This is a genomic window from Glutamicibacter sp. NPDC088483 (assembly GCF_044753145.1).
In the GTDB taxonomy this organism is placed as follows: Bacteria; Actinomycetota; Actinomycetes; order Actinomycetales; family Micrococcaceae; genus Glutamicibacter.
On record NZ_JBIVMP010000001.1, the window covers coordinates 449,066 to 467,477 of the forward strand.

Here is an 18,412-nt window from a genome sequence, read left to right on the forward strand (position 1 = left end):
CGCTCGGCGAACCAATGATCAGCCCTGGCCCTCGCGTTGCAGCAAGGGTGCAACGGGTGAAGGTACCGCACCTCCAGAACCTGTCGGGCTCTTCGAAGCCCCGGACCTGTTTTCAGCCCAGGAGTCGCTTGCCACCATCTCCATGACTAGGCTGGGTTCATGGCCACAGTAATCCTTGTGCGGCACGGACGCACTACCGCCAACGCCACCGGCGTACTGGCCGGACGCACCCCCTCAGTATTCCTCGACCAAACCGGCGAAGAACAGGCGATTCGTACCGCCGAACGATTAGCAGCGCTCCCCTTGGCTGGCGTTGTCTCAAGCCCGCTGGAACGCTGTGTGCAGACGGCGGAGTTCGCCATGCAACGGCAAAGCCCAGCGGCGCAATTGCTGATTGAACCCGAACTCTCGGAATGCGACTACGGCCAGTGGCAAGGCCGCACGCTGCAGGACTTGGCCGCCGAAGACCTCTGGAAAGCAGTGCAGTCAGCTCCGTCCTCGGTGACCTTCCCGGATGGCGAATCCATGGCCGGGATGCACTCCCGGGCAGTAGCAGCCATCAGGCGCCATGACGCGGCCATCGAGGCCGAGCATGGTGCCGGAGCGGTATGGGCGGCCTTCAGCCATGGCGATATCATCAAGTCGGTACTGGCTGACGCGCTGGGAATGCATTTGGATCTGTTCCAGCGCCTGAATGTGGGCCCGGCTTCCGCATCAATTGTGCACTACGGGACCGGTGCGCCTCGCGTGTATTCCATCAACACCGACGCCGGAGACCTCTCCTGGCTAGCCCCAGGAATCAAGACAACCGATGCCCCAGTCGGCGGCGGAGCAGGACACTAAGGAGAGCGAAATGACGGCAACAGTCAACGAATTCAATTGGCCAGACCGCATTGTCATTGGCACCATCGGCGAGCCCGGGTCCCGCACCTTCTACCTCCAGGCAAGAGCAGGCAAGGAACTGTCCAGCATCGCCTTGGAAAAACAGCAGGCCGCGGTGGTTGCCGAGATGATTGACGAGATTCTCGATCAGCTCTCCACTGTCAAGGGCAATCCCTTCAGTGTTCCCGAACATACTCCGGTGGAACTGGTTGACAACGATCCGCTGGAAGAAGTCAACGAGTCCTTCCGGGTGGGTTCCATGAATCTCGGATGGGATGCCACCGTAGCGCAGGTAGTTCTGGAAGCCTTCTCCTTGAACGAAGAAGATGAAGCCGACTTTGATCCAGATGGACCGGGCGCGCTGCTGCGCGTGCGCATGCCCGTAGGCACTGCACGCGCTTTCGCCATGCGCACCCATGAGATCGTGGCTGCTGGGCGGCCTATGTGCGCCAACTGCGGTTATCCGATTGATCCGGATGGGCATACTTGCAAAGATGAGAATGGCGAATGAGCTCGCCCGATCTGCTGACCGCGCGGCTGGAACTCACCGGCCGCATTACCACCGCCTCCAATGCAACTTTCCTGGGCAGCATCGGCGAGAACAGCGTGGTCTACAAGCCCATTGCTGGCGAGAAACCCCTCTGGGATTTTCCCCATGGCACCCTCGCATACCGCGAAGTTGCCGCCTTCCTCGTATCTGAAGCCCTGGGCTGGAACCTCGTCCCGCGCACTTGGCTGCGCGAAGGGCAGTTTGGCGAAGGCATGGTGCAGCTATGGCAAGAAGTTGATCGAGGACAGCACCCAGTAGACATCGTAGCCGCGGCCATGGTGCCAGCTAGCGGTAGGAAGACCATTCTGCATGGGCAGGATGAATCGGGGCGGCAGATGACGTTGATCCACGAGGATACACCTGCGCTGCGGCGCATGGCGGTCTTCGATGCACTGGTCAACAACGCAGACCGCAAGGGCGACCACATTCTAGCCATGCCAGGTGGCCACCGCTACGGAGTCGATCACGGGCTCTGCTTCAACGCAGAGCACAAGCTGCGCACCGTCCTTTGGGGTTGGGTTGGCCAACCGCTGGACGAAGAAGAACTGGCTGGCCTCCGGACGGTCAGCGAAGCCCTGGACGCAGAACTTGGCCAAGAACTGTCCAAGCTGCTAGCCGATGAAGAAATCGCGGCGCTCGCCGAGCGCTGCGCTACCCTGCGCAGCGAAGGGCACTTCCCTGCTCATAGGGGGCAGATGCCCGCCGTGCCCTGGCCGCTCTTCTAGAACTCCGATTCCTATTGACCTCAAGGCGGCAGTCAAGCCATCCTTGGATTCTGATAGCAAAGGCAGGTCGCGCATGGGAACGGTTGAAGCCAACAGTGTGGAGCTCGGTGCCGAATCCTTCGGCAACAAAAGTGATCCATTGGTTCTCCTCATCGGCGGAACCACCATGCTTGCTTGGCCAGATGCCCTGTGCCAGGCCCTGGCCGCTGGCGGGCGCCACGTGGTTCGCTACGACCTGCGGGATTGCGGTGAATCAACGGCCGGGAACCCGATGAAACCCGATTACAACCTGCGCGATCTGGCCTCTGATGCCGCAGCGCTGGCCAGATTACTGGATAACCGTCCAGCGCATGTAGCCGGTATCGGAGTCAGTGGCATGATCGCGCAGATTGCGGCGCTGGATCATCCCGAATCATTTGGCGCCCTGACACTGGTTGGCACACGACCAGTTGCTCCCGGACCGGTAGACAAAGATTTGCCAGATCATGACCAGGCAACCATGGGCAAGCTGTTTTCCCGCCCTATGCCGGATTGGGCAGACCGCGCGGCGGTTGCCCAATTCTCCGCCGAGGGCTCGCAAATTCTAGGCAATGATCCAGAAGTTGCCATGGACTTGGCCTCCCGCATCTGGGACCGTACGGCCAGCGCAGAGCCCGAAGCCCATCTGGCAAACCACATCGGGATCGTCTTTTCCAAGCTGGACTGCACTCCGCGCTGGCGCGAGCGGCTGTCCGAGCTCGATATCCCCACCTTAGTGGTGCACGGTGCAAAGGATCCGTTTTTCCCCGTCGGTAACGGCAAAGCGCTAGCCCAAGAAATCCCGAACGCTTCCTTGCTCGTCCTTGAAAACGCTTCAACTGCCATTCCGCCTTCTGCGATCCCCCAGGTAGCTTCTTCGATGCTGCTGCTCTAGGAACGCAGCGATGCAATTCCTAGTCACAGGGCAATATAGGCTGTCCCCATGGATAACCGACCTAAGCGAGTCCCAGGCGGAGAACTTCGACCTGCTGAACTAGAGCTGCTGGCATTGCTCTGCAGCGGCACAGATGCTGAATCAGCAAAGGCTCGACAGCAACTGAAGTTTGCGCGTTGGGGCGGCTACCAGTTCAAAGAATGCGATTGCTTCTCGATTTCCTTCACAAGCAAACGCGATTGCCAAAGCGTCCGGCATGGTGGTGACCCATTCTCCACTGTTCTCGTTTCAAAAGATGGCAAGGAGCTGGGGCATCTGGATCTCTGGGTTGTTGCCGGATACCTGCATTCAGTCGATTACAGGCCGTTTGAAGACGATCCCGGGCACCTGCCAACGGCGGAGAATTACACGTTGGAATTCAGCGGACGGAACTAGGCTTCAGCACTTGCGGGCAGCTGTTCTCCACTGTCCCGAGGCATGCGTCCTTACTTGCCTGCGGGTCATTTCAACCAGCCTGGTTGCTGCTGCTCAGGGCGCCATCCCTGATGGCGATTAGACGCGGAAGGCCACAAGGATGCCAAGCGTGGAGCACACCGTGGTTCTCGTGCGCTGGCCGCGTGGCATCCGCCGGCTACTACTTCTATGCGCGGCGTGGGATTAGGTCTAGTATTCGAGGCACCTATTCATGCCTTCGAGAGGTTTCTCCATGTCATTTCAAGCCTATCTGGACACCATAGAAATGAAGACCGGGCTCACTGCTCGCCAGCTGATCGAGATCGCCCGTGAGAAAGGCCTTGGCCAAGAAGGGGTCAAAGCAGCAGAGATCCTGGCATGGCTCAAGGAGGACTACCAGCTGGGCCGGGGCCACGGCATGGCGATGGTCCATGTCATTCAAAAGGGACCGAATATCTCCAGCAAGCACGTTGGATCCGGAGGCAAGCACAATGACGAATCAGATGTTCTGTGGCTCGACGGCATCGCAACAAAGCCATCCAACTGAACCAGCCGAAAGGCAGGGAGCTATAGTTCCGGCTCGGAATACTCGGTTCCAGTGTCTTGCCGCTGGTCGCGTATCGCGGTGATAGCGCATGTAACTAGAGCAATCGCTATCGCGATCCAGAAGCTTCCAAGAGCCTCGGCGAGCGACCGGCCGGAAATCATGCAATAGCACGCAAGGAACAAGGCCAGCCCCAAAATCGAGATGCCAAGGTACACCGAGACGCGTAGCCAGGCTACCTTGGGAAGTTTCCTCATTCGATCTGCCTCCACTTCCCCAGCGCTCGATCCTATTTCTTCCAACGGTATGTTGAGCTGTGGGGATATACAACATCGACCATGAAAAATAGCCCGGGCTATCGCCAAGCCCGGTCATATCCTGCGTAGGATATCGCTTGGGCGTCACCACGCCCGCCCGCGAAGATCGACTTCCCCTTGTGGCCAGGAAGCCAGCTGGGACTCGATGGGCAAAATAAGCAGAGGTTGGCCCGGCGGGTCGTAAATTGCATTACCTCCACGGCTAATCGAACGCTCGGCAGCGGAAATCCGAGTCCATCCGCACGAGCTGTAGAAAGCGGCCACCTCCTCGCGGCAACCGAGATAGCCGAACGCAATCCCGCCGGCATCAACCATCGACGAAGCCACGAGATTCATCAGGATCCCGCCTAGGCCGCGGCCCCGCGCGCTCGGAAACCAGCACTCCACCCACACCTGCAACGACAAGGCCGCGGCCTCCCACACCGATCGTGCGTCGCGCCCACCCGACATGGCCGACAACCTCGCCTTTGCACCGGGCCATGATGTGGAAATCATGCGGGGCATTGCCATATGGCAGATCCGGATCCCAGATGCCGGCATCCCGCAGGTACTCGGCATCGAACAGTCTGCGAAGCTCCGCGGCATCTTGTTCTGCCAGTTCTGCGTGCGCAACAATCTCCAGCGCAGTTTCAAGTATCGGGGCTTCGCTCGAATCGTCTGCTCGCGTCAACGACAGGCCTCCTTTTGGATTCCGGTAACTGCTTCTAGTATCAGCGGTATGCGTGGGATATGGATTACTGTCTCCTGCCATATTTCCCTTGCCCGCATCCCGCACCTTACGAGCTTCCGGGCTGGCTGAGTCCAACGAAAAAGAGCAGGACCCGCGCCAACGTGCGGATCCTGCCCTCTGTCTGGCGCAGCTCATCCAGTAGTCAGCGTGGAACGCGACTATACATTATCCCTGGACTCCACGAGGTTCCGGCACAGGCCAACCTCGGCTCTCACGACCCGCAATCAGACGAGCGGCGCGACCAGCGGCACCAGCACGAGCGAGTTCGCAGGCATCCGATCAGACGTGATTACTTCAGCCATTCGCCGAGTCCGTACTGGCCGGGGACGCCGAGGTTCTCGCGCAACGTGGAGCCCACGTAGTCCTCGGGATACAGGCCGCGTTCGCGCAGGATCGGCACGACCTCGTCGACGAACGCGTCAACGCCGTCCTCATAGACATCGGGCGACAGCCAGAAGCCGTCGGCGGCACCGGCCTCGAACCATTCCTGCAGGTGATCGGCGTGCACCGTTCCCGGCCCCACGGTCACGGGATGGTAGTCGATCACGCCGTGCGCGAGGATGTCGCGCGGCGACCACCCCTCGCGCGCCACCTTGAGCGCGATCCCGGAGCGCGGGTCCTGCGGCGAGGCGTGAGCGCTGGCCAGCTGTTCGGGCGTGAGCGGCTTGTCGATGCGCTCGGACAGGATCGGCACACCGATCATCGCGCTGAGGTGCGGCAGGCGCGCCTCCATGACCTCGCCTGACATCGACAGGCGCCGGTCGAGCCCTTCGCGCACCGTTGGGGACACTGTGGTCATGATGCCGACGATGAACTTCACGTCGTCGGGGTTGCGGCCAGCTTCCTCGGCGGCCCGGCGCAGCGCCCTGCGCGCAGCGCGAGCCTCCTCGATCGTCCACACCTCCGTGATGAAGCCGCTCGCATAGCGCCCAGCCAGCTCGAGCAGATGCGGGCTCGGTCCTCCCGAAGTGAAGACGACGGGTTGCCCCTGCTCCGACGGCGGCAACGCGAGCGGCCCGCGGGATGCGACGTACTCGCCGCTGAGGCTGATCGGCTGCAGCTTCGCGGGGTCGATGAAGCGGCCCGATTCCTGGTCCTTGATCCAGGCATCCATCTCCCAGCTGCCCCAGAGCGACTGCACGATCTGGATCGATTCATGGGCGCGCTGGTATCGCTCGACCCGGTCCGCGACGGGCTTGCCGTAGTTCGACGCGACGAGCTGGTCGCTCGTCGTGACGGCGTTCCAGCCGGCGCGGCCACGGCTCATGATGTCCAGCGTCTTGAACTGCCGAGCCGTGTTGAAGGGTTCCTGGAACGTCGTGGACCCCGTGAGCACGAAACCGATGTTGCTCGTCGCTTGCGAGATCGCGGCCGCCTCCATGAGCGGATCCATGATGTTGCTGACGGTCGAATGCTCGAGGCTGCCCCTCACGGCCGGGAAGTCGGGCGTGAATACGAACGAGAAGCCACCGCGCTCGGCGGCTTGGGCGTAGCGAATGTTCGCCTCGACCTTCGAGTAGTTTCCGGGGTCGACGTGCGGTGCCCGCCAGGCACCGGGCAGGGTGCCGTAGCCGTCAGTCAGCGACAAGCCGAGAATCATCTTGCGTTGTTCCTTGTTCATGGAACCATCATCGAACATTGACATCCATGTAAAGGTCAAATTACCGTGCCTGCAGGCCCGCGGACTCTGGCACCAAGGCAGACTGCGCAGCCTGCGGGCGGATTCGCGGAGAGCTGCCGTGGCCGGGAGGCGGTTCCGACCCGTATCCTTGACATGGATGTGAAGGAGAACTGGAATGCGGATCGGCGAGCTGGCCAATCGAACTGGGGTGCCCACGCGCATGCTCCGGTACTACGAGGAGCAGGGACTCATCACGCCGCTGCGGCTGGAGAACGGGTACCGCGATTACGACGAATATCTCGTGGAGCGCGTGCTGAAAATCCGCAGGCTGCTCGACTCAGGGGTCCCCACCCGGATCATCCGCGACATGCTGCCGTGCCTGAACGACATTGGCAGCACGATCGTTGCCGATCCCGATCCCGAACTGCGCGCGATGCTCGTCGAACAGCGCGACAAGCTGGCCGAGCGCATCGTCCTGCTCCAGCAGAACCGCGACGCGCTGACGCGATACATCGACGCGATGGATCGCGCCTGACTTCCGCACGCACAAGGCGCCGGAGAATCCCGTCCTCTGCGGGGCATGATCGGCAGGGCAGCTCCTTGCGCGCCGCGGGCAGTGGCCGCAGGGAGCTCAGGCCGATACTTGAGTGCCCATGAACTCAACAGGTCCCTAATCGCGCTTCGGGGCTCCACCCAAGTAAGAGCTCTAGAGCGCAGGGCGGAGTTCGTCCGGATTGCCGCGCGGATCCGGCTCCCAGACCGTCGGTTAAATCGCCGCAACGCGGGGCCTGGTTCCTCAGCCTGCTTGCGGCGTTGCCCCATAAGGGAAAAGGCCCATGCACCTTGAACGGCATCGCTAATGTGGAGGAGCTTTCCTTCCGGCGCCACTTCGTGATGAATCAATGGCACGAGGCAAAAAATCACCCCCGGCTCCAAAAGAAATCGAGGGCGATTGAGACATGAGAATTGCACGTTGAAGCGGAACTCCACCGAGTTCCGGCACTACCAACCGCTGGGTGCCGAACCGGTGCCACGAATCAATCCACCGACCACCTGGCACCTCGCGGGCACCAGCCCAGGAAGAGCACAGAGTTGTGCCGTCTGCAATCGAAGCATAAAATGAACAGAAATTCATTGAAAGGATCTTCGTGCCGCGGACGACGGAACAGAATGAAGCGTTGCGTTCAGCCACACGCGCTGCTGTGGAGACGGCCGCCGTCCGGGTCTTCGCGCACCGTGGTTTCGCGGCCACGAACATGCGTCAGATCGCCGTCGAGGCGGGGATCAGCACTGGGTCGATCTACCGGCACTATGCGAGCAAGGAAGAACTGTTCGATGAACTAATCGATCAGGCCTCACGCGGGCTCGAGGCTGTCGCCGTTCAGCTCTCGACCGAAGGGGATCCGCTCTCCATGATCCGATCCTTCACCGAGGTATACGTGGCAGACCTCGCAGCGAACAACGGCGCGGCCGAGTTCTACATGGTGATCAACCAGGGCTTCTCGACGGACACTCCTGAGGGGACTGCGGCGCGACTGGCCGCAACGCAGGGGGCGCTCTGGCGGGCCTTCGCCTTGCTCATCAGTCGAGGTCAGGCCGCAGGCCAAATCACCGCGGGAGACCCAACCCGAATGACTTCTCACTACTTCGCCATGCTTGCCGGTATAACGACGATGCACGTTGCTCTTCGGGAGGGATTTGCGGAGCCCGATGTCGAGCTGATCCTACGAATGTTCACAGGAGGACCCCGATGAAGATCGAAGTCGCGCGCGCAGACGAACTGGGTGAGGGGTATCGGCACAGGATCGCTGAAGTTCTCACGCAAGGGTTCGCCGAGGATTTCGCGTTCTTCTCCAAGGACCCCGGTGTGCTTGCCGACGCGTTCGCCCCGATGCTCATCCTGGAGCGCTTCCACGTCGCGCTCGTCGACGGCGAGCCCGCCGCGGTCGCGGTCGTCACCGAAGGCGAGCAGGAGTGCTTCGAGCCGGATCGGCGCGAGCTCCAGCGCGTGCTCGGTCCAATACACGGCATGATCAGCTATCGGATCATCCGCAGTCGATTCATGGGGGCCTATGACGGTGCCCGCACCGGTCTGACGGAGATTGCGTTCGTCACGACAGCGCCGCAGCATCAGGGCAAAGGCGTAGCCACTGCGCTGATGCGCCGGCTCCTGGAACTGCCCTCCGACAAGTTCGTGCTGCGCGACATCAAGGACACCAACACCCCCGCCCTCGGGCTGTACGCCAAGCTCGGCTTCACCGAGACACAGCGGCGACGCATCAAGTTCGCGAAGCGAGCGGGGTTCTCCGCGTATGTCTCCATGGGGCTCAACCGCGCTCAGACTGATGCTTGAAGAGCGTCCGGGCTCGACAGGCCCGGAAGCGCGCTTCTGGGCTGTCCTCAAGTCCGCACTCTAGTTCGAAAATCTAAACTCCACCACGTCGCCGCTCTTACCAACCTCTCAGTACCCGGCGAATCCCCGAAGCGTCGACCCTCTCTTGGCCCTGCGAACACCAAACTCGCCGAGCAAATAGGCAACCCAGGTTGACATCCGGCCACTTAGCAACATAGGTTGACGACATGGAGTCTCCGCGGATCGCAGCAGTAGCAGCCGATACCAGCGACCCGAAAGCAGGATTGCGGGCCGTAGCGTCCTTGCGCGTGCTCGCTGACACCTTGGAACTCCGGCAGGTCGAGGCCGCGTTGCGTTCGGGCATGAGTTGGCAGGAGATCGCCGACGCGCTCGGAGTGACGCGACAAGCTGCCCACAAGAAGCACTCCAAAAGAATTGACCCCGCGATCTCGACACCCAGGAGGAACAGATGAACAAACTCGTCCGCGCCGCTCAGACCAGCCAATCGCTTTCCCTGGCCGCCATGGAGGAAGCATCCCGGCTCGGGCTCCGCGAAGCCGACATCGACCACCTGTTCCTCGCATTGGTCATCAACGACCAGTCTGCCGGCCGCGCACTGCGCGAACTGGGTATCGACATTGACAGCGCCCGTCTCGCCGTCGAGGACCAACGTGATGCACAGCTGAATTCACTCGGCATCGAGGCGTCGTTCCCCGAGGCCGGGCGCATCATGTTCCATGAGACGGATGGGTACGAGTGGACTCGTCGCGCTCGGGACCTCATCGCGAAATCCAGCAGCAAAGGCAAGTCGGGCGACGCTGCCGCCGTTCTCCGGGAACTCGTCGCAGAGCCCAGCGGCCTGATCACGGGTATCCTCGGCCGCCTTGGCACGACATCCGATGCGCTCATCGAACGCCTCGATCGGGCCGTCTTGCCCTCTATGAAGTCCATGCCCCTCGCAGCGAAAGTGAAGGGACGGACCACGGGAACGATTGAGACTTTCGTATCCGCACCACTGGACGAAGTGTGGGCGTACCTCACAGATCCCGCACGTATCCCCGAGTGGGAACCGAGCATCGGCACCCTCGACCAGACCGGTCAAGAAGCGATGCCGGGTACGGTCTGGGAGGGCACGGCACCCGCAATCTATCCAGACGGCAAACCTGTGAAGATCAAGCCTCAGTTTCGTCGACGCAGTGTTGAGCTCATCGCAATTCACCAACCGGACAGGATCGCATGGAGCTTTGGCTATCCCGACGTCGCGCAGGGTAATTCGATTCTGACTGAATTCACCTTGGCGAACGCGACCGGTGGCACACAGCTGCGGATCAGCAGGTCCTGGTCGCGACGCCAAGGGTGGCGAGGACTTGTCGCATGGCCGCTGCGTCCAGTCCAGAAGTTCCTGGTGTGGATCACCCTGTTCCAGACCGGCAGCGCGATCAGCCGAACATTTCGCTAGTCCCTGGCACGGCGACTCGCCTGCTGGTCGCACATAGATCAAGTGCCCGGATCTCCACAGGGAGATCCGGGCACTTGAGCGGGACATTGAAGCGGAACGCGACTACACGTTGAAGCGGAACTCCACGACGTCGCCGTCCTTCATGATGTATTCCTTGCCTTCGATGCGGGCCTTGCCCGCAGACTTGGCATTAGCCACCGAACCAGCGGCAACGAGGTCTTCGAAGCCGATGACCTCGGCCTTGATGAAGCCGCGCTGGAAGTCGGTGTGGATGACACCGGCTGCCTCAGGCGCGGTGGCGCCCTTGGCGATGGTCCATGCGCGGGTTTCCTTCGGGCCAGCGGTCAGGTAGGTCTGCAGGCCCAGGGTGTCGAAGCCGACGCGGGCCAGCTTGCCCAGGCCGGACTCGACGATGCCGGCATCTTCCATCATTTCGGCCGCTTCGTCTTCTTCCAGTTCAGCCAGTTCGGATTCAAACTGGGCATCCAGGAAGATCGCCTCGGCAGGGGCAACCAGCTCGGAGAGCTTGGCCTGCATCTCGGTATCGGCCAGGCCGGCCTCATCGGTGTTGAACACGTAGATGAATGGCTTGGTGGTCATCAGCTGCATCGGCGCGAGCTCTTCAAGGTCCACACCCTTGGTCTTCGCGGCGGCGAACAAGGTGATGCCTTCTTCGAGCACCTTCTGCGCGTTGAGCACTGCGTCCAGGAACGACTTCTCGATCTTCTTGGTGCGTAGTTCCTTTTCCAGGCGAGGCAGCTGGTTCTCGATGGTCTGCAGGTCCGCGAGGATCAGCTCGGTAGCGATGGTCTCGATATCCGAGGCCGGGTCCACCTTGCCGTTCACGTGGATCACGTCGTCATTCACGAATGCGCGGGTGACCTGGCAGATCGCATCAGCTTCGCGGATGGTCGCCAGGAACTTATTGCCCAGGCCTTCGCCTTCCGAAGCGCCCTTGACGATGCCGGCGATATCCACGAAGGAGACGGTCGCAGGCAGGATGCGCTCGGAATTGAAGATTCCGGCGAGCACCTTCAGCCGCGAGTCAGGCAACGGCACGACACCCACATTGGGTTCGATGGTTGCGAACGGGTAGTTGGCTGCCAGCACCTGGGCACGGGTCAGCGCGTTGAACATGGTGGACTTGCCGACGTTTGGCAGTCCGACGATTCCGATAGTAAGAGCCACGGGAGGAAATTCTACCTTTTACTAGTGATGAGCGCGCAATGGTGTACTGGCGCTTGAATTCTTATGGAGAAATCAGGCCTGCGGGCGAGCGTGTCCGCCCAGGGCACGTTCCTCGTCCCCGGCTTCCTTGAGCTTGCCGCGGATTTCCTTGGGCAGCGAGAAGATGATGTCTTCCTGCGCGGTGGTGACCTCGGAAACGTCGGTGAAGCCGTACTCTGCCAGCAGCGCCACGACTTCACGGACCAGCACCTCTGGCACCGAGGCACCGGAGGTCACGCCAACGGTGGAGACGCCCTCGAACCAGGCCTCGTCCACCTCGTTGGCGAAGTCCACGCGGTAGGAAGCCTTTGCCCCGTGGTCTAGTGCCACCTCGACCAGGCGCACCGAGTTCGAGGAGTTCGCCGAACCGACCACGATCACCAGATCAGACTGCGGCGCAATGTTCTTGATCGCGGCCTGGCGGTTGGTGGTTGCGTAGCAGATGTCATCGCTGGGTGGATCCTGCAGGTTCGGGAAGCGCTCGCGCAGCCGGCGCACGGTTTCCATGGTCTCGTCCACGCTCAGGGTGGTCTGCGAGAGCCAGATCAGCTTGTCCGGGTTCTTCACCTGGACGGTGTCGGCTTCCTCGGGGTTGTTCACGATGGTGGTGACTTCCGGGGCTTCGCCGTAGGTGCCCTCGACCTCTTCATGGCCTTCGTGGCCGATCAGCAGGATCTCATAGTCGTTCTTGGCGAAGCGCACGGCTTCGCGGTGCACCTTGGTGACCAGCGGGCAGGTGGCATCGATGGTCTGCAGGTTGCGGTCCGCCGCGGACTGCACTACGGCCGGGGAGACGCCGTGGGCGGAGAAAACCACTAGGGCGCCCTCGGGCACTTCCTCGTTCTCCTCGACGAAAATCGCTCCGCGGGATTCCAGCTCGGAGACCACGTGCAGGTTGTGCACGATCTGCTTGCGCACGTACACCGGAGGACCGTAGTGCTCCAGCGCCTTTTCAACGGCAACCACTGCCCGGTCCACGCCTGCGCAGTAGCCGCGAGGAGCGGCCAGCAGGACCTTGCGCTCGGTGACCGTTGGGGAGGCAGCTGCAATCTCGGCCGGGGTGCGGCGCACCCGCGGGATCCGAGGCATTGACAGCGAGACCGTAGTGGAAGTGGAAGTAGCCATACCTCTAGTCTACGAAGTGCATGCAAGTAAGCCCATGCTCATATGATGCGCGCCACCCCCCGGGGACTGTGAGATCTGCCTCCGAAGGGTGCTTGCCGGTTCAGCAAGGCAGCGAACTGGGCAGCAGCACCGGGGTGCGCACCACCGCGCCGGTGCCATCGGACCCGTGGTAGGCCCGGCACACGCCCACCGAGCGGGCGCCGAGGTTCGCCTTGATCTGGCGCAGCGCATCGGGCGAGAAGCCGTACCACTGCATGTGCATCAGCACTGTATCCCCGGGCACCGCGGCCGAGGCCCGAGAGACGGTAATCGACTTGGATTTCACGTCCCAGTCGCGGGTGTCGCGGGACCAGGTCCAGATGGCCATCCCGCGGCTGTCGTAGCCGCAACGCACCGAAGCGTCGATGGCTCCGAAGGGCGGGCGCCCGAAATTCGTGTGCACGCCGGAGCCGCCCAGTTGCGCACCGGCCTGCTGGCAGGACAGCGGGCGCAGATCCGGGTGGCTGATCGAATGGTTGATCACCCATTGGCCCTTGGCCCGGGCCAGCGCGGCCAGGTCCACGCCGTAGCGCGACTTGAACGAGCCGAGGCAATCGCCGGTGGGAGCGATCACCAGGCCGATGTTGCTGCTGGCGGCGTAATCCATGACCGAGGTGAAGGCGCTCAGCGTGCGCGGGCAGTCATCGAAGGTGAGCACCACCCTCGATGTCCGGTTGGGACCGGTGGACTGCGGGGCGGAGGGCGGCTTCGGATAGGTGGTCACGTAGCTGCCGCTGACCCAGCCGGTGTACCCTCCGTAACTGGCCTTGTACCATCCGTTGGAGGCGCGGGCGTAGGCGGGAACCGTCTTCCCTTTCGGGATGCTCAGCAGGACCCGGTAGCTGGTGGATGTGCCGGTGCGCAGATTCAGGTCATCGAGCGTGCGCACCGAAGCGGCGACCACGTAGTAGCCGCTGACGTACCCGGTGTACCCGTTGTAGCTGACCTTGTACCAGCCGTTGGAGGCACGCCCGGATACCGGAACCGAGGTCCCCGTGGGTATCTGCACCAGGATCCGGTAACTGGTCGAGGCGCCGGTGCGCATATTCAGATCCGCCGTGGTGCGCACCCGGACCGGCAAGTCGATGGATATGGCACTGGCAACGTGCACCGTTGCGGCCGGCACTGCCGCAGCCGCCAGCGCGGGCATCGAGGCCGCGGCGGAGAGCGGAATGGAACCGGCCAGCAAGCTGAGCGCTGCCACCCAAGTCCACCCAGAACGCGCAATATTCTTATTCCCCAATGCCCCACGCATGGCCCTGCATCCTTCTGAAGTGCTTCCCCAATGCTCAATAGTGTCCACCCGCACATTGCCCCTCGCAATGCCCGCAGGCAGGCTTGTCCCAATCGTTGGAAAACCCCGTTTCCCCGGGTCTTGCGGGGCCAATCGGGTATGAAAATCGCCCATTGCGATACCTGCGCTCCACCTGCCGCGGCCTTGCCCCAGCCCCCGGGGATCCGGCCAGCCGTCGGTGCCATGCGGTAGTCTCACAGATGCACCAGAGATTCGACCTTCCAAGGAGCGGCACCGATGGATCCCCAAGCCCCCGCCAGTTTGCCGGCGACCGCCGGGCAGACCACCGCGGACAATCCTTGGCCGCTGCGGCTGCTCTCGGAAAAGCTGAAAATCCATATCGAGAACTCTCCGGTGGTTTGGGTTGAAGGCCAGCTGCTGGAAGCCAATGTGCGCAACGGACACGCCTACCTCACCCTGCGCGATGTCGATGCGGACTTCTCTTTCTCGGTGACCATTTGGGCCTCGACGATGCGCAAGCTGGATGCCACCCCGCAGGTGGGCTCCCGCGTGGTGGCCCAGGTGAAACCGAGCTTCTACGCGAAAACAGGCCGGCTTTCCTTGAATGCCACGGACCTGCGACCGGTAGGCTTGGGCGAGCTGCTGGTGCGCCTGGAACGATTGCGCCAGGCGCTGGGAGCAGAAGGCCTCTTCTCCCCTGAGCACAAGCGCCCGCTGCCTGTTCTTCCCCACCGCATCGGCCTGATTACCGGGCGTGATTCGGATGCGGAGAAGGACGTGCTGCGCAATGCCAGCCTGCGCTGGCCATCCGTGCAATTCAAGGTCATCAATACCGCCGTGCAGGGAATGGATGCCGCCAACCAGGTCATCGCAGCCCTGCAGCAGCTGGATGCGGACCCGGACATCGACGTCATCGTCATCGCCCGTGGCGGCGGGGCCCTGGAAGACCTCTTGCCCTTCTCCAATGAGGATCTGGTGCGTGCGGTCTTCGCAGCCCAGACGCCGGTGGTTTCGGCCATCGGCCACGAAGCGGACCGCCCGATCCTGGACGATGTGGCCGATCTTCGCGCGTCGACCCCCACCGATGCAGCCAAGCGCATTGTCCCGGATCTGCAAGAAGAATTCGCCGGCTTGGAAATCGCCCGCAGCCGCTTGGACCGTTCCATCAACAATCTTCTCCAGCGCGAAGCCCAGCTGCTGGCCTCGGTGCGCGAACGCCCGGTGCTGGCCAACCCGCAGGTGATGGTCACCTCCCGTGCCGAAGACCTGGAGCGCTGGAAGCAGCGCTCGACGGATCTGCTGCGCCACCGCGTGATGCGCGCCAACGACGAGATCAATCATCTGAAGAACCAGATGCGTGCCCTGTCCCCGCAGCAGACCCTGGACCGCGGCTATTCGGTCACCCAGCTGGAGGACGGAAGCATCGTGCGAGAGGCAGCCCAGGCGCCAGCAGACAGCAAGGTGCTCATCCGGGTGGCTTCCGGGCAGCTGGTTGCACGAACCCTTGAATCCCTCCCTGCCGGCAACAACGCAAGCTAATCACCACGAATACCAATTTGGAGTAATCATGACTGCACAAATCCCTGACGACATTGCCAAGCTTTCCTACGAGCAGGCTCGCGAAGAACTGCTGGCCGTGGTCAACCAGCTCGAGACCGGCGGAGTTGCGCTGGAAGCCTCGCTGGCGTTGTGGGAGCGTGGCGAAGCACTGGCAGCCCACTGCGAGAACTGGCTCAACGGTGTCTCTCAGCGTCTGGAGCAGGCCCGCGCCAACCACGAGCAGGCCGCCGGCGAATAGCCCGTCCTCACCCGGACCTACTTCGTGGCCGCCAGCCGGGCCTTCTCCTGCTCCACATCGAAGGTGGCAACGGGCCAGTCGGGAGCGACGCGCTCCAGGGTAGCCAGCAGCAGCTCGGCGACGCACAAGCGGGCTTTCCACTTCTGGTCAGCGGGAACGATATGCCATGGTGCGCCCTGGTTATCGGTGCGGTTAATCGCCACCTCGTAGGCGGACTGGAAGTCATCCCACAGCAGGCGATCATCGACGTCGCCCGGCGAGTACTTCCAATGCTTGTCGGCACGCTCCAGGCGTGCCGAGAGGCGCTCGAATTGTTCTTCTCGGCTGATGTGGAGCATCACCTTGATCGGGTGGATGCCCTGCTCGATCAGCTGCTTCTCGAAGTCGACTATTTTCCCGTAGCGGGACTCGACCGCCTCCGGGGTGGCGAAGCCCTTCACCTTGGCGACCAGAACGTCTTCATAGTGGGAACGGTCAAAGACTCCCACTAGTCCCCCGGCGGGCAATTGCTTGGTGATGCGCCAGAGGAAGTCATGGGCTGCTTCTTCCTCGGTTGGCGCCTTGAAGGCATGGTGCTTGACGCCCTGCGGATCCAGCATGCCAAGGACGTGGCGAACAGTCCCTCCTTTGCCGGACGTATCCATTCCCTGCAAAATGAGCAGGACTGCTGGGCCTTGCCCGCCAGCTACCGAGGCGGCGAAGAGCCTCTCTTGCAGATCCGAGAGCAGTTCAGCCAGCTGCTCCATGCGCTTCTCGGCGGCCTTCTTATCCTGCGGGGCGTCGCCGGGCCACCAATCAGCATCCTTGGTTGCGCGCTCTGAAAGCTCCACGCCCGGTTCTGCACGTAGCGCTTCTAACAGGTTGGCAGGATAGGCGCTCATCATTAAGTCCTCACGCGTGTGTCGAAGTGATGCGATTCGTTGTTGCCAGCCTACTGCCACTGCGGGCGCCGTGAGAAGCGGTATTCGTCAACGGCGAAGCACCCATCACGGCTCGATGCTCAGGATCGCTGAGCCCCGCGAAAACGCAATTCTTCGGCTGCAGGACACCAAATTCTCCGATCGCAGTCGCTGGCAGGCGATATCCCTGAAATTCCGGGGACCGCATTCCCCGATAGTCGCCTTAACGCACAACCGGCCCAGAATCACGTGGGTGATTCTGGGCCGGTTCCGCATCCGGGCAGCCTATGCGCGAGCGCGCCAATCCTCCAGGAACTGTCCGATGCGTCCAACCGCATCAGTCAGGTCGCGCACGTTGGGCAAGGTGACCAAACGGAAGTGATCCGGACGGATCCAGTTGAAGGCGGTGCCCTGGGAGATCAGGATCTTCTGCGCCTTGAGCAGTTCAAGGGCGAAGGTCTCATCGTTGTGGATCGGGTAGACCTCGGGATCCAGCTTCGGGAACATGTAGAGCGCGCCCTTGGCCTTCTGGACACTCACGCCAGGAATCGCGCTGAGCAGGTTGTAGGCCGCATCGCGCTGTTCAAGCAGGCGTCCGCCAGGCAGGATCAAGTCATTGATCGACTGGTACCCGCCCAAGGCGGTCTGGATTGCGTGCTGCGCCGGCACATTGGCGCACAGGCGCATGTTGGTCAGCAGGTTGATGCCCTCGATGTAGTCGCCGGCCTGGTGCTTGGGACCGGAAATAGCCATCCACCCAGCACGGAAGCCGCACACGCGGTAGGCCTTGGACAGGCCGGAGAAGGTCAGTATCAGCACGTCATCTGCCAACGAAGCGGTGTTGATGTGCACGGCGTCTTCGTAGAGGATCTTTTCGTAGATCTCGTCCGAGAACACAATCAGGTTGTGCTTGCGCGCCAGCTCGAGGATTCCCTCCAGGGTTTCCTTGGGGTACACCGCACCGGTCGGGTTATTGGGGTTGATGATCACGATGCCCTTGGTGCGATCGGTGATCTTCGCTTCCATGTCCTGAAGATCAGGAAGCCAGCCTTCTTCCTCGGTATTCATGTAATGCACCGGGGTGCCGCCGGCCAGCGAAACCGAAGCGGTCCACAGCGGGTAGTCAGGGGCGGGAATCAGGATCTCGTCGCCGTTATTCAGCAGCGCATTCAACGAGAGAGTGATCAGCTCGGAGACACCGTTGCCCAGGTAGACGTCATCCACGCCAATGGTCTGGATGCCACGGGTCTGGTAGTACTGCGAGACGGCGGTACGTGCCGAGAGAATGCCGCGGGAGTCGGAGTATCCTTGGGCGTTAGGCAGGTTGCGAATCATGTCAACGAGCACCGCGTCGGGCGCCTCGAAGCCGAACGGGGCGGGATTGCCGATGTTCAGCTTCAGGATGCGGTGTCCTTCGGACTCCATGCGCGTGGCGTGCTCAAGCAGCGGGCCGCGGATGTCGTAGAGGACGTTGTGCAGTTTCGTTGATTGTTTGAATTCTGCCATGGTTACACTTTCTCAC

The 18,412-nt window shown here is 62.0% G+C and carries 20 protein-coding genes; 13 read left to right on the top strand and 7 right to left on the bottom strand.

The features are described 5' to 3' along the window. The first annotated feature begins 159 nt into the window (after nt 1-159). The 6 genes from ACIP6G_RS02150 to ACIP6G_RS02175 all read left to right on the top strand — a co-directional run bounded on the left by ACIP6G_RS02150 (nt 160) and on the right by ACIP6G_RS02175 (nt 4,070). Nucleotides 160-843, top strand: a complete 684-nt coding sequence (locus ACIP6G_RS02150; RefSeq protein WP_400288418.1) for an MSMEG_4193 family putative phosphomutase — start codon at nt 160-162, stop codon at nt 841-843. A 10-nt stretch (nt 844-853) separates the two neighbouring features. Beyond that, on the top strand, nt 854-1,393 hold the full coding sequence (locus ACIP6G_RS02155; RefSeq protein ID WP_133833662.1) for a DUF3090 domain-containing protein: 540 nt from the start codon (nt 854-856) through the stop codon (nt 1,391-1,393). Next, nucleotides 1,390-2,157: an SCO1664 family protein gene (locus ACIP6G_RS02160; RefSeq protein ID WP_400288420.1), complete on the top strand. Its 768-nt coding sequence runs from the start codon at nt 1,390-1,392 to the stop codon at nt 2,155-2,157. Before ACIP6G_RS02155 ends, ACIP6G_RS02160 begins: the two co-directional genes overlap by 4 nt. A 73-nt stretch (nt 2,158-2,230) precedes the next feature. Beyond that, nucleotides 2,231-3,070, top strand: coding sequence for an alpha/beta fold hydrolase (locus ACIP6G_RS02165; RefSeq protein ID WP_400288422.1), 840 nt, complete (start codon nt 2,231-2,233; stop codon nt 3,068-3,070). A gap of 48 nt (nt 3,071-3,118) precedes the next feature. Continuing rightward, nucleotides 3,119-3,505, top strand: coding sequence for a hypothetical protein (locus ACIP6G_RS02170; protein WP_400288424.1), 387 nt, complete (start codon nt 3,119-3,121; stop codon nt 3,503-3,505). Between the two features lie 271 nt (nt 3,506-3,776). Continuing rightward, nucleotides 3,777-4,070 carry a DUF4287 domain-containing protein gene (locus ACIP6G_RS02175; RefSeq protein ID WP_105657576.1) on the top strand — a complete coding sequence of 98 codons (294 nt, stop codon included), beginning with the start codon at nt 3,777-3,779 and terminating at the stop codon, nt 4,068-4,070. A 621-nt stretch (nt 4,071-4,691) separates the two neighbouring features. Here the strand turns inward: ACIP6G_RS02175 and ACIP6G_RS02180 are convergent. Both ACIP6G_RS02180 and ACIP6G_RS02185 read right to left on the bottom strand, forming a co-directional pair. Beyond that, the gene (locus ACIP6G_RS02180) at nt 4,692-5,054 is read right to left on the bottom strand and encodes a hypothetical protein (protein WP_400288426.1); all 363 of its coding nucleotides are present in this window, start codon (nt 5,052-5,054) and stop codon (nt 4,692-4,694) included. Nucleotides 5,055-5,403: 349 nt separating this feature from the next. Further along, nucleotides 5,404-6,735, bottom strand: a complete 1,332-nt coding sequence (locus ACIP6G_RS02185; protein WP_400288428.1) for an NtaA/DmoA family FMN-dependent monooxygenase — start codon at nt 6,733-6,735, stop codon at nt 5,404-5,406. Between the two features lie 175 nt (nt 6,736-6,910). Here ACIP6G_RS02185 and ACIP6G_RS02190 point away from each other — a divergent pair, with 175 nt between their 5' ends. From ACIP6G_RS02190 to ACIP6G_RS02210, 5 genes are all read left to right on the top strand, one after another. Continuing rightward, nucleotides 6,911-7,270 (top strand): MerR family transcriptional regulator, encoded by a 360-nt coding sequence (locus tag ACIP6G_RS02190; RefSeq protein ID WP_400288430.1) that lies wholly within the window; start codon nt 6,911-6,913, stop codon nt 7,268-7,270. Nucleotides 7,271-7,883: 613 nt separating this feature from the next. After that, nucleotides 7,884-8,489: a TetR/AcrR family transcriptional regulator gene (locus ACIP6G_RS02195; protein ID WP_400288432.1), complete on the top strand. Its 606-nt coding sequence runs from the start codon at nt 7,884-7,886 to the stop codon at nt 8,487-8,489. Then, nucleotides 8,486-9,088, top strand: a complete 603-nt coding sequence (locus ACIP6G_RS02200) for a GNAT family N-acetyltransferase (RefSeq protein WP_400288433.1) — start codon at nt 8,486-8,488, stop codon at nt 9,086-9,088. Before ACIP6G_RS02195 ends, ACIP6G_RS02200 begins: the two co-directional genes overlap by 4 nt. A gap of 227 nt (nt 9,089-9,315) precedes the next feature. Then, entirely contained in the window at nt 9,316-9,561 is a 246-nt protein-coding gene (locus ACIP6G_RS02205; protein WP_096146702.1) for a hypothetical protein, read from the top strand. Beyond that, nucleotides 9,558-10,547 carry a Clp protease N-terminal domain-containing protein gene (locus tag ACIP6G_RS02210; protein ID WP_400288435.1) on the top strand — a complete coding sequence of 330 codons (990 nt, stop codon included), beginning with the start codon at nt 9,558-9,560 and terminating at the stop codon, nt 10,545-10,547. The genes ACIP6G_RS02205 and ACIP6G_RS02210 overlap by 4 nt, the downstream gene beginning before the upstream one ends. Before the next feature lie 102 nt (nt 10,548-10,649). On the opposite strand, the gene ychF is transcribed toward ACIP6G_RS02210, so the two are convergent. The 3 genes from ychF to ACIP6G_RS02225 all read right to left on the bottom strand — a co-directional run bounded on the left by ychF (nt 10,650) and on the right by ACIP6G_RS02225 (nt 14,193). Further along, a complete protein-coding gene (gene ychF, locus ACIP6G_RS02215; protein ID WP_105657583.1) occupies nt 10,650-11,735 on the bottom strand; it encodes a redox-regulated ATPase YchF in 1,086 nt (361 codons plus the stop codon). 72 nt (nt 11,736-11,807) lie between these two features. Next, a complete protein-coding gene (locus ACIP6G_RS02220) occupies nt 11,808-12,899 on the bottom strand; it encodes a 4-hydroxy-3-methylbut-2-enyl diphosphate reductase (RefSeq protein ID WP_105657584.1) in 1,092 nt (363 codons plus the stop codon). Between the two features lie 100 nt (nt 12,900-12,999). After that, nucleotides 13,000-14,193 carry an SH3 domain-containing protein gene (locus tag ACIP6G_RS02225; protein WP_400288438.1) on the bottom strand — a complete coding sequence of 398 codons (1,194 nt, stop codon included), beginning with the start codon at nt 14,191-14,193 and terminating at the stop codon, nt 13,000-13,002. Between the two features lie 276 nt (nt 14,194-14,469). Between ACIP6G_RS02225 and xseA the strand changes: the two genes are divergently transcribed. Both xseA and ACIP6G_RS02235 read left to right on the top strand, forming a co-directional pair. Further along, complete coding sequence (gene xseA, locus ACIP6G_RS02230; RefSeq protein WP_400288440.1) at nt 14,470-15,732, top strand: exodeoxyribonuclease VII large subunit; 1,263 nt, start codon at nt 14,470-14,472, stop codon at nt 15,730-15,732. 28 nt (nt 15,733-15,760) lie between these two features. Then, nucleotides 15,761-15,991 carry an exodeoxyribonuclease VII small subunit gene (locus tag ACIP6G_RS02235; protein WP_400288441.1) on the top strand — a complete coding sequence of 77 codons (231 nt, stop codon included), beginning with the start codon at nt 15,761-15,763 and terminating at the stop codon, nt 15,989-15,991. 17 nt (nt 15,992-16,008) lie between these two features. On the opposite strand, the gene ACIP6G_RS02240 is transcribed toward ACIP6G_RS02235, so the two are convergent. After that, nucleotides 16,009-16,872: a PPK2 family polyphosphate kinase gene (locus ACIP6G_RS02240; protein WP_400288443.1), complete on the bottom strand. Its 864-nt coding sequence runs from the start codon at nt 16,870-16,872 to the stop codon at nt 16,009-16,011. Nucleotides 16,873-17,175: 303 nt separating this feature from the next. Then, entirely contained in the window at nt 17,176-18,396 is a 1,221-nt protein-coding gene (locus tag ACIP6G_RS02245) for a pyridoxal phosphate-dependent aminotransferase (protein WP_105657589.1), read from the bottom strand. Nucleotides 18,397-18,412: the final 16 nt, after the last annotated feature.

Bases quoted from the DNA above. Each gene is read 5' to 3' on its own strand.
- ACIP6G_RS02155 (WP_133833662.1), top strand. From the start codon at position 854: ATGACGGCAACAGTCAACGAATTCAATTGGCCAGACCGCATTGTCATT.
- ACIP6G_RS02160 (WP_400288420.1), top strand. From the start codon at position 1,390: ATGAGCTCGCCCGATCTGCTGACCGCGCGGCTGGAACTCACCGGCCGC.
- ACIP6G_RS02190 (WP_400288430.1), top strand. From the start codon at position 6,911: ATGCGGATCGGCGAGCTGGCCAATCGAACTGGGGTGCCCACGCGCATG.
- ACIP6G_RS02225 (WP_400288438.1), bottom strand. From the start codon at position 14,193: ATGCGTGGGGCATTGGGGAATAAGAATATTGCGCGTTCTGGGTGGACT.
- ACIP6G_RS02200 (WP_400288433.1), top strand. From the start codon at position 8,486: ATGAAGATCGAAGTCGCGCGCGCAGACGAACTGGGTGAGGGGTATCGG.
- xseA (WP_400288440.1), top strand. From the start codon at position 14,470: ATGGATCCCCAAGCCCCCGCCAGTTTGCCGGCGACCGCCGGGCAGACC.
- ACIP6G_RS02240 (WP_400288443.1), bottom strand. From the start codon at position 16,872: ATGAGCGCCTATCCTGCCAACCTGTTAGAAGCGCTACGTGCAGAACCG.
- ACIP6G_RS02220 (WP_105657584.1), bottom strand. From the start codon at position 12,899: ATGGCTACTTCCACTTCCACTACGGTCTCGCTGTCAATGCCTCGGATC.
- ACIP6G_RS02170 (WP_400288424.1), top strand. From the start codon at position 3,119: ATGGATAACCGACCTAAGCGAGTCCCAGGCGGAGAACTTCGACCTGCT.
- ACIP6G_RS02150 (WP_400288418.1), top strand. From the start codon at position 160: ATGGCCACAGTAATCCTTGTGCGGCACGGACGCACTACCGCCAACGCC.
- ACIP6G_RS02210 (WP_400288435.1), top strand. From the start codon at position 9,558: ATGAACAAACTCGTCCGCGCCGCTCAGACCAGCCAATCGCTTTCCCTG.
- ACIP6G_RS02175 (WP_105657576.1), top strand. From the start codon at position 3,777: ATGTCATTTCAAGCCTATCTGGACACCATAGAAATGAAGACCGGGCTC.
- ACIP6G_RS02245 (WP_105657589.1), bottom strand. From the start codon at position 18,396: ATGGCAGAATTCAAACAATCAACGAAACTGCACAACGTCCTCTACGAC.
- ACIP6G_RS02205 (WP_096146702.1), top strand. From the start codon at position 9,316: ATGGAGTCTCCGCGGATCGCAGCAGTAGCAGCCGATACCAGCGACCCG.
- ACIP6G_RS02235 (WP_400288441.1), top strand. From the start codon at position 15,761: ATGACTGCACAAATCCCTGACGACATTGCCAAGCTTTCCTACGAGCAG.
- ACIP6G_RS02185 (WP_400288428.1), bottom strand. From the start codon at position 6,735: ATGAACAAGGAACAACGCAAGATGATTCTCGGCTTGTCGCTGACTGAC.
- ACIP6G_RS02165 (WP_400288422.1), top strand. From the start codon at position 2,231: ATGGGAACGGTTGAAGCCAACAGTGTGGAGCTCGGTGCCGAATCCTTC.